Raw genomic sequence first — 13,431 nt, forward strand, 5'->3', positions numbered from 1 at the left:
CGTCATCGTTCCCTCACTGCGGTGTCGTTGAGCTGCGCGGCGAACCAGTCGATGGTGGTGCTCAGGCCCTTACGGGGATCGGTCTCCGGCTTCCAGCCGAACTGCTCCCAGGCGAGGGCGATGTCGGGTCTGCGGCGCTCCGGGTCGTCGACCGGGCGGTCGACGAACTCGACGGGCGCGGCGGACCCAGTCAGTTCACGCACCAGGTGTGCGAGTTCCAAGACCGTGGTCTCGGCGGGATTGCCCAGGTTGACGGGGCCGGGGTGGCTGCCCGCGGCGACGGCGAGGATGCCCCTGACCGTGTCGCCGACGTAGCACAGGGACCGCGTCTGCGAGCCGTCGCCGGTGACGGTCAGTGGCTCACCCGCCAGCGCCTGGCGGATGAAGTTCGGTACCGCTCGCCCGTCCTCCGCGCGCATCCGCGGCCCGAACGTGTTGAAGATCCGCACGATCGCGGTGTCGACACCGTGCTCGGTTCGGTAGGCGGTGGTCGCCGCCTCCGCGAACCTCTTCGCCTCGTCGTACACGCTGCGCGGCCCCACCGGGTTGACGTTGCCCCAGTAGGACTCCCGCTGAGGGTGCTCCAGCGGGTCGCCGTACACCTCGGAGGTGGAGGCGAGCACGAAGCGGGCCTTCTTCTCTCTGGCCAACTCCAGGGCGCTGAAGGTTCCCAGGGAACCGGCCTGAAGCGTCTGGACCGGCAGACGCAGGTAGTCCTGCGGAGAGGCCGGCGAGGCTAGGTGGAGTACGAGATCGACTTCCCCGGGTATCGGGATCGGGTCGGTGACGTCGTGGACCATCAACTTGAACCGGTCGTCCGGCTGACGGTGCACGACGTTGTCCTCCGTGCCCGTAAGGAGGTTGTCCACGCACACCACCTCGACACCGCTGTCGAGCAGCAGATCGCACAGGTGTGAACCGACGAATCCACAACCGCCGGTGACGACCACACGGCGGAAGGGGGCCCGGTTCGAGTCCGGACCGCGCCTCCGTAAAGTGGTACTCATAGTGCCTCATTCCTCACAATGTGAACGAAAGTTGGCATGGCTGTGCCACACAGCAGGTGTGGCGAGAAGTGCGACGAGCTCAGCGGCGTTCGGCAGGGCCGGCGTGCAGCCGCAGTGCCCGGTGAGCGCGACCAGGAGCAGGCTTCGGTTGGTCTCGGAGATTTCGCCGTTGTCCCTCAGCGGGGTTCGGCGACAGCCTGATCAATCACTTCGACGACGGCATCGTCATCGGCCGACCAGGCTTCACCCCGTCGCGCCGGAGCCCCCTGTGGTTCTATCGGCGTCGGCGACGAGTTCGGTCTGTGACCAGGCCGTCGTCCTTGACGGCATACGGGCCCGGCCAGCCGCTGAAGCAGCGGTGGACGATGCGGCGTGCCACGCCGGCAGCGACCGGTTCGGCCGCCAGGGAGCACCGGAGCCGAGGCGTCCTTGTGGACTGCCTGGTGTTGAGCGTCAAGGTCATCATCTGGCCCTTGCCAGACGTGGTCCCTTGCCTACGCACGGCTTCACCTCCATGGGGAGCCACCGCGAGATGCGGAGCAAGCGCGGTCGGCCCGCACTCCACAACGACGGTGAACAGCCCTTCTGCTTATGAGTGTTTATGAGCGTGCTGTCGTCGCCCCGCCCGACAGTCGTTCGCGCATGCGGACCGTGCTCCTGGCCCCCGGGGGCGAGGTCCCTCATGTACGTGATGGCCTCCGCGGAGCGGCCGGTGCGGGTGAATCCGGACTTGATCAGCACCCGCTCGGAAGCGTGGTTGTCGGGGCGGCGCTTGGCGTCAACGGAGGCCAGGCCGAGCGTGGTGGAGGCGAAGCCGAGTACGAGCGCCACCGACCCGGTGACGTACCCGTGACCCCATGCGTCGTCTCGAAGGATGCAGCTGAGCGCCGCCGAGGTACGAGCGGGACGTAGCTTGATCACGCCGACCAGGTCGTCAGCGTGTTCGATGCCGAAGCAGTACAGCTTCCGTGGCGTCGTACGACTCTCGGCGATGCGATCGGTCACCCAAGCCACAGCGCTCTCAGCGGTCAGGGGCGCTCGCGGCAGGTACCTCACGGAAGCGGCGCTGTAGATGCGGCGGACCGCGGGTGCGTCGGTCAGGGCCACCTCTCGGAGCGAGATCACGGCTCAACCTTGAGCAGGAGCTCCGCCGGCTCGCCGGCCGTGGGCCTGTCCTCGGGCACGGCAGCGAGCGCGGGGCAGAAGGCGTCCTGGAGCTCGGGCCACACAGCCGGTGCGAACGGCAGACGGCCAGGGGCGATCGCGTCTCGAACCCCGTCCGGGCCCGCGGCCTTCCGGTCGATACCCGCTGCCTTGTAGTCGAGCGGCCAGCCCCCGAGGCGCACGTCCACAGGACACCGGCGAGGGCGTACATGTCGCTGGCGCGCGTCGGCGTCACCGGACCGTCTCCGCGTGCGACGGCGGCAGCCAGTTCGGGCGCCATGAGATGCACGATGCCACCGCTGAAGCCGCTGACCGGCTCCTCGCCCTCACGCCAGGACCAGGCGAAGTCGATCAGGCGGGCGCCCGCCGGGGTGTGGATGCCGTGGGAAGGCTGGAGGTCGGCGTGGATCCATCCGGAGGCGTGCAGGTCGGCGACTGACCGGCGCAGGTCAGCGCCACCTCGGAGTGCGGTCCCACGTCCGTCCGTGCCCTCGCGAGCGGGGGTGAAGACCGCCCAGGTGGAGGGGCCGGTGAACCAGGGCGTGACGAGCCACGAGCCGCCGTCGTACGAACCGGAGACCGCCTCGTATTCGGCAACGCCCATGGCCACCAGGGTGGTTGCCTCTCGCAGTGTGGCGGCCACACCGTCGTCGTATCCGATTTTCACCGCGACCGTACCCTCGGGGCCGGCGGCCTTCCAGACCGCGGAGCCACGCCGGTTGGCCAGCTCCTTCAGGTCGACAGTGCCGCCGCAGGCGGCTTCCGCGGCTGCGAGGGCTTCGGGGGGACAGGGAGGGAACGCGACCATGCCTTTACCGCCTGCCAATCGTGTGGGATTCACTCGAGGACATCGCTCCCATCGTCTACCGCGACCGAGAGGGCATCCGCGAGATCAGGGGTGTCCTTCAGGAACTGAGGGTCGCGGGCTCTCACGGCGGGGCGAACAGGGAGGAACGAACACGGGGGAGGCGAGCAGCGGCTTGATCTGTCGAGCCGCTGCTCGCCTCCCTGGAACTTCCCGAACATGACACCGACAGGGCTGTACAGGTTCTTCGGTGCCCAGCGCGGCCACGCCATCAACTCACGGTGTTCGACTCCTTGGACGTCCCCCAGGATGACGACGTTCTCACAGACGAGAGCGCCTCTCGGGCGAGCCGCGAGTGGACGAACCCACTCCGCGGCCTGCACTCCCGCATGGAACAGACCAGCTTCCATGGACTCGGGATCGTTGCTTGCGATCTCGTACACCGTCCAGGCCGTCAGACCGTGTCGAAGGGAAGGTGCGAGGTAGGGGCAGTGCGCGGACACACGGTCGATGTAGCCCGCGATGTCCACCGTCCGCGGAGCCATGGTACGTGCCTCGACCAGGCGGAGCGCCCTGGCACGGGACCAGGATGCTCCGGTCAGAGGGCTGGTTGTCATCCGGCCGCGAGTGCCGAGATCTTCGGTGCGACGTCCCCGCCGTCGCCCGGGATGGGGCTGCAGTCCCACTCCGCCCACATCGCGCCGGTCTCGCGATAGCGCGCCATGGCCCGCTCGTCGAGCACCCCGTCCGCGCCGGTGAACCACACCTCGGGCAGCGGGTCGAACATCTCCACGTAGGCGTCGACCCAGGAGATGCGGCCGTAGCCGGTGTTCTCCACGTGCTTGATCAGTCGGCCGGCGCTCTGCGCGCAGAACTCCCCGTACTCGGGCTTGTCCAGGAGCTGGTGCCACTCGGCGTCGATGGCGGCCGAGAACATCTCGGGCGCGACCTGGCCGGCGTCGAACTGCCGGACCGAGACCTGGAAGAACTTGCCCAGCTCGGTCCTCTCGGGGGTCTGGACAGCGGTCACGCTGAACTCCTCTCGTCTGGCGGAAGTGGTCTTGGAACGTGTGCCGGGAATCCCTCGGGACTGACTCCCAAGGCCGGTTGGCACCCGCCGTGCAGTTGATCGCGGAGACTCGGCGGGCCCCGCGCGGCTGCGCCGACCGATCTGGTCGGGGGCGCTCGGATGGCCGGCATCTCGTGGTGAAGACCCTTCCAGTTCGCACACATCGTGAGCGGACAGGTTGTCCGCAGGTTTCCGGTGCGAGGAGAGTTGACGGATCAGCATGTTGTGCTACGGGCGGCGAGCCAACTGTGCGAATTCGTATTGCAGTTGAGGGGTCGGTTCAGGAACCCGAAGAAGGGCTTTCAAGGGACCGGCCACCTTGCTACCGAGCTTCCGCTGCCGTGTTTGGGTGATCGGCCGGCGCGGCAAAGTAGTCCTGTGAAAAGTTCGGCAGCTGGGGGATACGCCTGATCACCTAGTAGTGCTTGGTCATGTTGGTGCGGGGTCTGGCATGTCGCGGTGACAGGTGGGGCAGGCGCCGGTCCAGATCGCGAGGAGTAACTGCAGCTCGCGGACGACTTGGTAGAGGCTCAGGCCGACGCCGTCTCTTTTGGGGATCGGCTCAGTCGCTGCAGAGTGCAGAAGGCATGGGCGACCGAGACGAGAGTGACGTGGTGGTGCCAGCCTGGCCAGGTTCGGCCTTCGAAGTGGGCCAGGCCCAGGGTCTGCTTCATCTCGCGGTAGTCGTTCTCGATGCGCCAGCGGAGTTTCGCGGTGCGCACGAGGACGGGCAGGGAGGTGGTCTCGGGCAGGCTGGACAGCCAGAACTGCACGGGCTCGTCCTGGTCGGCGGGCCATTCGGCCAGCAGCCAGCGGACCGGGAGCCCGGTGCCGGCCGTGGCCTTGCGGATCTCACGTCCGGCGGGCCGGACCCGCAGGGCCACGAAGCGCGAGTACATGCGTTTGTGTCCGCTGCGGCCACTCCCCGGCCTCGATCCCTCCCGCCACTGCACCGGCCGCGTGGCGCGTTTCCCGGCCGCGATGACCAGGCTCTTCACGGTCTGCGCGGGCTCGGGGTAGGCCGGGACCGGCCGTCGGCCCAGGCCGGAGTAGGCCGGGGTGCACGGCTGTGCATGTTCGGGTTGTGCGGTGGTCGTGGTCGAGATGCCCACCACGTAGTCGAGACCGCGTTCTTCCAATCCGAGCCGGAAGGCGGCGGTGTCCCCGTAGCCGCCGTCGGCGATGACCTGGGGTACTTCGATGCCCCAGGACCGCGTCTCGTCGATCATGTCGAGAGCCAGCTGCCACTTCTCGACATGCCCCACCTCGGCAGGAATGGCGCATCTGGCACGGCGGGCCACTTTGGCCGGATCTGCCTTCGGCGAGGCGGGATCCCAGCTCCCGGGCAGGAACAGACGCCAGTTCACCGCCGCCGAGGCACCGTTGGAAGCCAGGTGCAGAGAGACGCCGGCCTGGCAGTTGGTGACTTTGCCCGCCGTGCCGGTGTACTGCCGGGTCACGCACGCGGACGCATCCCCGTCCTTGAGGAACCCGGTGTCATCGATGATCAGCGCGGTCGGCTTGATGACCGGCTGCATGCGCCAGGCCAACCGGGCCCGCACATGCGCCGCATCCCACGGGCTGGAAGTGACGAAGTGGGCCAGGGCCTGCCGGTTCCCGTCCTCGCCCAGGCGGGCGGCCATCGGCTCCACCGACTTACGCCCGCCGTCCAGCAGCAGACCCCGCAGATAGACCCCGCCCCATCGTCGCTGATCCGCCCGCGCGAACGGCTCGAACATCTCCGCCGCGAAGTCCTCCAGATCACACCGGACCACAGCCAACTCCCCACCCAGCACACCCGGTCAACGACACGACCGATCAAGAAGACACGCCACCACGAACCGCACGTGACCAAGCACTACTAGGGGTGAGACCGGGATGGCTCGCGGGGTGGAACGGCACTGTTCGGTGTGCCGTGCGACGCTCAGCCGATTCAACGTAGGACCGCGGTGTGGGCCCTGCCAGGGGGGTGCAGCACCCCGAGTCGGACGTGAGTTCCGGGTGGAACCCGCAGTCGTGGCAGCGATCCGTGCCTGGGAACTCGGTGTGGTCGTGCGGCTCTTCCGGCAACACACCGGCCTCTCACAGGCAGAGGTCGCCCGGCTCGTCAACATCGACCAAGCCGAAGTGAGCCGGCTGGAGTGCGGCCGGAAGAAGATCCGCGACCGTCGCCAGCTCGCACAGTGGAGCGAGGCCCTTGGAGTGCCTGACGGCCTCCTGGGACCGTTACCCGACGTTCGACCGACCGTCGTCTATGGCGGACAGCTTGGGCAACCACCTGACGCTTCCTTACGGACACGGGCAGCTCCTGCTGCCCGCCGGGCGGAACCTGCCGCCTACGGCGCTTCCCACGCTGACGGGGCCAGTCGCCTCCTTACAGGGCGAGGCTCTGCTTCTCGCGTCGAGCGGGGAGGCCCGAGGCATGGAGTCGGATGCCGCTCATAGCCCTGCTCGCCGTGCACCACAGCGGAGACGGGACAGAGCGGTACTTCGTCACGGACGCGCGTGGGGGCGTCCGTGACGCGCCGGAAGCCCCTTCGCCATTCCCATGGCCTACGAGTTCGACTACTTCACCTTGGGGATCCTCTGGGCTGCGGCAGGGTTCGACTCCGCCATCGTTGGCGACGACGCGGCGCTTTACGGAGAACTGGACCTTCCATCACAGGACTTGTCAGGAGTAGGCCGTCAGCCGGTCACTCTCGACGGCCTCACCGCGGCTCCCAGATGCTTGTCGGCTCGCGGGCATGCGCCCGGTTCATCCTCGACCAGCGCGACCAGCCGGCCGGCGATCCGGTCTTCTGGACCCGCGAACAGCGAGGGGAGGAAGCCGCGACCTGGCTGCTCTTCGAGCACAAGCACCGCTGTCTTGAGTTGATGGCTCCCGCGCGAGCACACGACGGCGTTGGACGAGCATTCTGCGTTCCCCACCAAGAGGTCGCCGCCTCGCCCATGTACGAGCGCGTGTTGCTGTTCCTCGCGATCGCGCCGATGGAGTCGTACGGCATCACGACCTGGGTGACCGACGAGGCGGACCTCCAGCAGACAGAGGGCTTCGCGCTCGTTCATGGTCACCGGGCCGCCGTAGCGACCTGGGTACGCGCTGAATCCGCGCCCCAGACCGCTCTGACTTCCGGGGCGCGTTCCCTGCGGGCCTTCGCGGGCATCCGGGCATGCGCGAGCACATAGCGTCACGATGGGATCGACCTCCGGGGAGTGCTTGGCGGCGACCTCGGACTATCTCGGCCTTGACCGAGCTTGGTTGACTCACCGCTGCGGACAGCTTGCCGCTGTGGGAACCACCGGCCTCGCCCGGCCACGAAGCCGCCATCTCAGCCTTGATGCCTTGGACCGGGCCTGCGCGTAGGTGGCGGCCGAGTTGCGGTCCGAGGCCGGTGCCCCTGTGGGAGCGACTCGATAGCCTGCACGGAAAGATCTCCGAGGACGAGATCCAACCAGGCTGCGTGGATCGGAAGGTGGGGCGATGGCAGGCGTGACACGAACGGTGGCTGTCTACTCTCTCGGCGGCACCATCGCCATGACCACCGACCCGGCGACCGGGGGAGTCGTGCCGGCTCTCTCCGCCCATGACCTTCTGGCGGCTGTCCCTGGCCTGGATGTTCACGGCATCGACCTGCGCGTGCACGACTTCCGCCGGGTGCCCGGTGCCTCGCTCACCTTCGACGACCTCACGGAGCTCGGCACTGAGATCGACAAGGTCCTCGACGGCGACGGCGACGACGTCGACGGGATCGTGATCACACAGGGCACCGACACCATTGAGGAGACGGCGTTCTTCCTCGACCTCCGCCACGGTCACAACCAGCCGGTCGTCGTTACCGGTGCCATGCGCAACCCCACCATGGCCGGCCCTGACGGACCGGCCAACCTGTACGCGGCCGTTGTCGCGGCAGCCGACCCGCAGCTGCGCGGAGCCGGGGTGCTGGTCGTCCTGAATGACGAGATCCACGCGGCACGGCATGTCCGTAAGTCCCACACCACCAGCCCTGCCGCCTTCGCGTCACCCGGCGCCGGACCTATCGGCCGGATCGCGGAAGACCGGGTACGGCTGACCTCCCCGCTGCCCGATCGATTCGTTCCCCTGGCACCGGCCGTCCATGACACACGCGTGGGCCTTTACATGGTCAGCCTCGGCGACGACGGCACGCTGCTCGAAGCCTGGTCCGGCCAGTGCGACGGGCTCGTCGTCGCTGCCTTCGGCGTGGGACACGTCCCACAGCGACTCGTCGAGGGTCTCGAACGGCTCGCCGTACGCATTCCCGTGGTCCTCGCTTCGCGCATCGGCAACGGTCCGGTCCTGAACGGAACGTACGGTTTCCCCGGATCGGAGAAGGACTTGATCAGCCGAGGGCTCATCCCGGCCGGCGACCTCGGCCCGTACCAGGCACGCCTCCTGCTCCAGGCGTTGCTCGCCCAGGACACGGTTCGCGAGAGCATCGCTGAGAAGTTCGCCGTTTTCGCGCGCTGATCCCGCACGTCAGCCACGCCCGAGAGGACCCGCATGCGTGCCCATGAACTGACCACCGGCCGGACGTTCGGCGTCACCTTCGACCACGGCGAGGACTCTTTCGACGCGCTCTCCGCGTTCTACCGTGACCAAGGAGTGCGGCAGGGCTACATTCCCTCGTTCATCGGTGCGTTCGCCGAAGCCGAGATCGTCGGCGCCTGCGAGAAACTCGAAGACCCGGACGCCCCGGTCTGGGCCAAGACGTTGTCACCAACGCCGAAGCCTTCGGTGCTGGAACAATCGCCCATGATCCGGAGACGGGAGGCATCCTGCCGCACATCCACGTCTCCGCCGGGCTGAAGGCACAGTCGGCCGACGGCCGTACCAGTCACCTCCTGGGCGCCAAGGTCCAGTTTCTCAGCGAGCTCTTTGTCGTGGAAGTGATGTCACCGGCCATGACACGGCCTCGAAAGCCTGAACTGTACGACGTGCCACTGCTCACTTTCGGCCCTCCGGAGTGATGCCCTCGTGGAACGACAAGGTCGTGATCGTGCACGGCGACGAGCACGCGCACGGACCCGCCGAGGTAGCGCTCAGTGCGGAGTCGGCGCTGTGGAGACGCGTGGCGTACCGGCATCCAGTCTCAGCCACTCTCGCCTCCTTCCTCGCACGAGATAGCACGGGTGCCGTACTTCACGAGAGAATGAGGCAACACGCTCAGGTAGTCCCGTCGCGCGAAATGAGTGACCACTGTCCGTAACGGGATACGGCTTGTTGATCGCAGCAGTCGAAGAGAGGCGCGGACAATCTGTCTGTAAGCAATTGCTCCCCAGCCCTTGACGACCGAGTCGCAATGGCACTCAAATCTGGACCACTTTCCTCCTCATTGCCCACGTTTACGTAAGTTCCTCAAATTGTGCTGGGAGTCTCGGGAGCGATACCAAGGGGCTTCACCCCATGGGCACCCCGCTGCCAGCTCCGTTAACACTTGGTGACCAGGGGCGCGAGTTGGGGCGTTCTCCGTACCCTGAGGCGAGTGCTCCATCGCGAAGGGACAGATCCACCGATGAGTGAAAACCTGACGCTGGGAGATCGTCTCCGTACAGCACGCAGGACACGGAAGCTGTCTGCCGCTCAACTGGCACAGAAGGTCGCAGTCTCCCCGAGCTACGTGCAGAAGCTGGAGTCCGGTGCGCGAAAGGCTTCACCGTCGCTGACGCTGGCACTCGCGAAGGCGCTGCGCTTCGGCCCCGAGGTCCTGACCGGCCAGCCCTACTACGGTGAGCCGGAAGCCGAAGACGGCGTCCACGCCGTCATCCCTGAACTGCGCCGCCTCCTGCTCTGCTACGACAGCCCCGACGACCTGGAGATCGCACCCCGTGCACTTCCCGTACTCGCCTCGGAAGTCGACCAGGTGGCGGCCCTGCGCCGTGACGCCCGCTACGCGCCGATGGGTCCCCTGCTGCCGCCGATCATCACCGAGTTGACGCACGTAGCCCTTGGCGGCGGCAACGGCGACCAGAGCAAGGCGTTCTGGCACCTGGCGCGCGCCTATCGTGCCGTGAACTCTCTGGCCCACAAGATGGGTCACCACGACCTGTCGAACACGGCGTTGGAACGCGTCCGTTGGGCGGCCGACCGCTCTGGCGACCCCCTGATGCAGTTCACGGCCGGTTACCTCGTCGCGGGAGCGATGCTCCGCCAGGGCGCGTACTCGCCGGCACGTCGTAAGCTCCTCGCGCTGCGGACCGAGCTGGAGTGGTTCCAGCCGGAACGCTCCTTCACGCAGGACGCGCTTGCCGTCGACGGTGCGCTGCTGCTGAAGCTGGCCGTTCTCGAAGCCCGTGAGAACAACTCCGATCGCGCCGACGCGTACCTGCGGGAGGCGGAGCAGGTCGCGGGCATGGCAGGCAACCGCGACTCCCTTGCCTACGAGATGTCGTTCGGCCCGACGAACATCCGCATCCACGAGGTGCACGCGGTGATCGACATGGGTGACACCGAGCAGGCTCTCGCCCGCCTCACCGAATGGTCTCCCGTTTCCGGCGGCGAGTGGGCGCCGCCCAGTACGACCGTCGGCGAGCGGTCGAGCCACCACTTCATCGACGTGGCCTCCGCGAAGCTCGCTGTGGGCGATCGGCCCGGTGCCTTCGCGGATCTCAAGCGCGCGCGGAAGGTCGCGCCGAACCACACGCGGTTCCACCCGTCCGTTCGCGAGACGGCTGCGGCGCTGCTCAGGATGGACGCCCATCCTTCCAACGAGCTTTCTGCGTTCGGCAGTTGGACGGGACTTAGCGCAACCTGAGTTTGTGTCAAGGGCTTTGGTGAGCGAACCCCACGGACAGTCTGTCCGCGCACAATGGCTTGCTGAATGGAATGGTCTCCTCACACGCAGTGGTGAGGAGGCCTTTTCCATGTCCGACGACAATCCCGCAGCTCGCGCGGTCCCGCGCTGGATGCCCATCGGCGAGGAGCCGGAGCTGTGCTCGGCAGGCGAGTGGTGGGATGCCGTACGCGCCGTGGAGGCCGTGGGTCGGCGCGCGATCGAGATCCTCGGCGAGGGCGACGAACCGGTCGGCCCGGTGATCCTGGACCACGAGGGTCCGGAGCCCCGGCTGTACTTCCTGGTGCCGGTGGGTACCGCGGCCCGCTGGGAGGAACCGGGGACCGTTGCCCTGGGGCAGAAGTGCCACGTCGTCGTGCCGTCCGCCGAGAGCACGACGCCTCCGGGGATGCACTGGCACGTCTTCCCCCAAGCCCCGCGATCGCTGACCCGGGCCGATGCTCTGCGCCGCGCGCTGAGCCAGGCTCGCAGGGAGGGGCAGGGGTCTGCGGAGGAAGCGGCCTCCTGATGGCTCTGAGCATCTCGTTCGTGCTGTTGCTCGGCATCGTCGTGGGCGTTCTGATCCGCAGCAAGTCCGTGAAACCCGGACCCGCGATTGTCTGCGCGCTCTTCGGGTTCTTCCTGTCGGGCACGTCGATGGCCCCGAGCATCAACCGGTTTATGACCAGCATCGCGGACATGATCGGCCAGATCCGCTTCTAGGCAGCCCGACCCGATGCCCGACTCGGGCACCGCTGCGCCTCCCAGCGGCGGTGCACCCCCCAACTTCGCGGCCCCACCCCCCAACTCGCCCGAGGCCCCCGATGACATTGACGTTCAACCCAGAGCGCACGACGCCACCTCGCACAGTTCGAACACGCCGGACGAGCGGCCTCGAACTCGCGTTCCGCCACCGTCCCGTTCACGGCCGGGGACTCTGACGCGCCTCGTCTATCACCCCGTCGGCCACGACGACGACCTGGGCGTGGCCCTGGTTGAGTTGCAGGCCGGTCGCTGGAGAACGGCACGGCAACTGCTGCGGGCCACGGCCACGCATTGGGCACTGCGAACGTCACGCACCCAGCTGCTGGCGGTGGCAGCCGCCCGGTCGGATGTGGTGGGCGTGTGGCTCGACGAAGATCGCGTCCCTTGAAGTGGTGTAGCCGGGCGTGGTCCCGGAACGCGCGGGTGTCTGCCCGGGGCGTACATCCGCTGGCGGTGCGTGCTCCCTGAGCAAGGGCAGGTCATCGCGCAAGTCTCCTTGGTGAACGGGCAGTTCGACCGAAGGAGCACGCGATGGCCTTGTCCCAGTCTGAGCTGATGCGGCTGCTGGAGTCACTACGTCGGGCCGATGGAGTTGAAGCAGTCAGGGTGGTGTGCCGGCGCATCCTGCAAGAACTGCAAGAACTGCAAGAACTGATCGAGGCCGAGGCCACCGAGGTGATCGGTGCCGCACCGCGCGAGCACTCCGAGACGCGCACCACCTGGCGCAACGGCCACCGCGAACGCCTGCTGACCACGCAGGCCGGCGACCTGGACCTGAAGATCCCGAAGGTGCGCAGCGGATCATTCTTCCCGTCGCTGCCGGAACGCCGGCGACGGATCGACCGGGCGCTGTTCGCCGTGGTGATGGAGGCATACGTGCACGGTGTCTCGACCCGCTCGGTCGACGACCTGGTCAAAGCACTCGGCGCGGACAGCGGCATCTCCGAGTCCGAGGTCTCCCGCATCTGCGGCGAACTGGACGAGGAACTGACTGCGTTCAAGGAACGGCCGCTGGACCACACCGTCTTCCCCTGCGTCTTCCTCGGCGCGGCCTGGCAAAGGTGCCGGGTTCACTTCGTCCGGGACGTGTTCTCGGTGACCGAGAGGGGATCCGGGGAGATGGTCGCCGCCACCATCCGCACCATCTTCGCGCAGACCACCGGCGAGCAGGTGCGCACCCAGCCGAACGTGGTCGCCGACATGCTCGGACGACAGTTCCCAAAGGTCAAGACGATGCTGCTGGACGCGGCAACAGACATCACCGCGTTCGCCGACTTCCCGACCGCGCACTGGAAGAAGATCTGGTCGGCCAACCCGCTGGAACGGCTGAACCGGGAGATCAAACGGCGGGCCAACGTCGTCCAGGTCTTTCCCAACTCCGCCGCCCTGGACCGGCTCGCCGCCGCGGTCCTGGCTGAACTCCACGACGAGTGGCAGGTCTTCGACCGCCGCTACCTCTCCGAAGCCTCCATGGCCGAACTCTTCACCACCAAGCCAACCGAACCCGAACCGCAGATCACCCCACAACCGGAATCGAAACAGCTGCCGTGACTACACCACCCCGCGGGACATGACCTGGGTATCTCGGTGAACACCCTCTACGTCTGGCGCCACCGTCGGCAAGGGCCGCCCAGCTTCAGGACGGGGCCTGGCGGAAGGGCCATGTACCGCCGGGATCTGCTCGATGCGTGGCTCAGTGAACAGCAGCAGGCGGACTCGCGTTCGAACCCGGCCCTCAACCCGCTGAACAAGGCCCCGCGGCAGCGTGAGCGTCGCCGGGCTGCCTGACCTGGGAAAACGGGTCTGAGGAGTTCAGTAGCACTCGGAATTTCA

The 13,431-nt window shown here is 67.4% G+C and carries 14 protein-coding genes; 9 read left to right on the top strand and 5 right to left on the bottom strand.

What is annotated here, in order from left to right:
- Positions 1-2: 2 nt before the first annotated feature.
- The 5 genes from AC4IHM_RS23435 to AC4IHM_RS23455 all read right to left on the bottom strand — a co-directional run bounded on the left by AC4IHM_RS23435 (position 3) and on the right by AC4IHM_RS23455 (position 5,841).
- Positions 3-1,007 carry a UDP-glucuronic acid decarboxylase family protein gene (locus AC4IHM_RS23435; protein ID WP_490868974.1) on the bottom strand — a complete coding sequence of 335 codons (1,005 nt, stop codon included), beginning with the start codon at positions 1,005-1,007 and terminating at the stop codon, positions 3-5.
- A 462-nt stretch (positions 1,008-1,469) separates the two neighbouring features.
- Positions 1,470-2,132 (bottom strand): GNAT family N-acetyltransferase, encoded by a 663-nt coding sequence (locus AC4IHM_RS23440; protein ID WP_490868975.1) that lies wholly within the window; start codon positions 2,130-2,132, stop codon positions 1,470-1,472.
- 876 nt (positions 2,133-3,008) lie between these two features.
- On the bottom strand, positions 3,009-3,506 hold the full coding sequence (locus AC4IHM_RS23445) for a hypothetical protein (protein ID WP_490868976.1): 498 nt from the start codon (positions 3,504-3,506) through the stop codon (positions 3,009-3,011).
- An 83-nt stretch (positions 3,507-3,589) separates the two neighbouring features.
- Positions 3,590-4,006, bottom strand: coding sequence for a hypothetical protein (locus AC4IHM_RS23450; RefSeq protein WP_490868977.1), 417 nt, complete (start codon positions 4,004-4,006; stop codon positions 3,590-3,592).
- 569 nt (positions 4,007-4,575) lie between these two features.
- On the bottom strand, positions 4,576-5,841 hold the full coding sequence (locus AC4IHM_RS23455; protein WP_490868978.1) for an IS701 family transposase: 1,266 nt from the start codon (positions 5,839-5,841) through the stop codon (positions 4,576-4,578).
- 82 nt (positions 5,842-5,923) lie between these two features.
- Here AC4IHM_RS23455 and AC4IHM_RS23460 point away from each other — a divergent pair, with 82 nt between their 5' ends.
- From AC4IHM_RS23460 to AC4IHM_RS23500, 9 genes are all read left to right on the top strand, one after another.
- On the top strand, positions 5,924-6,490 hold the full coding sequence (locus AC4IHM_RS23460) for a helix-turn-helix domain-containing protein (RefSeq protein WP_490868979.1): 567 nt from the start codon (positions 5,924-5,926) through the stop codon (positions 6,488-6,490).
- 279 nt (positions 6,491-6,769) lie between these two features.
- Positions 6,770-7,231, top strand: a complete 462-nt coding sequence (locus AC4IHM_RS23465; RefSeq protein ID WP_490868980.1) for a hypothetical protein — start codon at positions 6,770-6,772, stop codon at positions 7,229-7,231.
- Positions 7,232-7,526: 295 nt separating this feature from the next.
- On the top strand, positions 7,527-8,531 hold the full coding sequence (locus tag AC4IHM_RS23470) for an asparaginase (RefSeq protein WP_490868981.1): 1,005 nt from the start codon (positions 7,527-7,529) through the stop codon (positions 8,529-8,531).
- A 33-nt stretch (positions 8,532-8,564) separates the two neighbouring features.
- A complete protein-coding gene (locus AC4IHM_RS23475) occupies positions 8,565-8,870 on the top strand; it encodes a PCC domain-containing protein (protein ID WP_490868982.1) in 306 nt (101 codons plus the stop codon).
- Positions 8,871-9,576: 706 nt separating this feature from the next.
- Positions 9,577-10,815 carry a helix-turn-helix domain-containing protein gene (locus tag AC4IHM_RS23480; protein WP_490868983.1) on the top strand — a complete coding sequence of 413 codons (1,239 nt, stop codon included), beginning with the start codon at positions 9,577-9,579 and terminating at the stop codon, positions 10,813-10,815.
- Positions 10,816-10,924: 109 nt separating this feature from the next.
- Complete coding sequence (locus tag AC4IHM_RS23485; RefSeq protein WP_490868984.1) at positions 10,925-11,362, top strand: hypothetical protein; 438 nt, start codon at positions 10,925-10,927, stop codon at positions 11,360-11,362.
- The gene (locus AC4IHM_RS23490; RefSeq protein ID WP_490868985.1) at positions 11,362-11,556 is read left to right on the top strand and encodes a hypothetical protein; all 195 of its coding nucleotides are present in this window, start codon (positions 11,362-11,364) and stop codon (positions 11,554-11,556) included. The genes AC4IHM_RS23485 and AC4IHM_RS23490 overlap by 1 nt, the downstream gene beginning before the upstream one ends.
- 573 nt (positions 11,557-12,129) lie before the next feature.
- Positions 12,130-13,149, top strand: coding sequence for a transposase (locus AC4IHM_RS23495; RefSeq protein WP_490868986.1), 1,020 nt, complete (start codon positions 12,130-12,132; stop codon positions 13,147-13,149).
- Between the two features lie 36 nt (positions 13,150-13,185).
- Positions 13,186-13,386 (top strand): helix-turn-helix transcriptional regulator, encoded by a 201-nt coding sequence (locus AC4IHM_RS23500; RefSeq protein ID WP_490868987.1) that lies wholly within the window; start codon positions 13,186-13,188, stop codon positions 13,384-13,386.
- Positions 13,387-13,431: the final 45 nt, after the last annotated feature.

The sequence above is a fragment of the Streptomyces sp. SL06 genome, from assembly GCF_058244745.1.

Coding starts and splice junctions, on each gene's coding strand:
- AC4IHM_RS23435 (WP_490868974.1), bottom strand. CDS start 1,007: ATGAGTACCACTTTACGGAGGCGCGGTCCGGACTCGAACCGGGCCCCC.
- AC4IHM_RS23460 (WP_490868979.1), top strand. CDS start 5,924: ATGGCTCGCGGGGTGGAACGGCACTGTTCGGTGTGCCGTGCGACGCTC.
- AC4IHM_RS23465 (WP_490868980.1), top strand. CDS start 6,770: ATGCTTGTCGGCTCGCGGGCATGCGCCCGGTTCATCCTCGACCAGCGC.
- AC4IHM_RS23470 (WP_490868981.1), top strand. CDS start 7,527: ATGGCAGGCGTGACACGAACGGTGGCTGTCTACTCTCTCGGCGGCACC.
- AC4IHM_RS23475 (WP_490868982.1), top strand. CDS start 8,565: ATGCGTGCCCATGAACTGACCACCGGCCGGACGTTCGGCGTCACCTTC.
- AC4IHM_RS23480 (WP_490868983.1), top strand. CDS start 9,577: ATGAGTGAAAACCTGACGCTGGGAGATCGTCTCCGTACAGCACGCAGG.
- AC4IHM_RS23485 (WP_490868984.1), top strand. CDS start 10,925: ATGTCCGACGACAATCCCGCAGCTCGCGCGGTCCCGCGCTGGATGCCC.
- AC4IHM_RS23490 (WP_490868985.1), top strand. CDS start 11,362: ATGGCTCTGAGCATCTCGTTCGTGCTGTTGCTCGGCATCGTCGTGGGC.
- AC4IHM_RS23495 (WP_490868986.1), top strand. CDS start 12,130: ATGGCCTTGTCCCAGTCTGAGCTGATGCGGCTGCTGGAGTCACTACGT.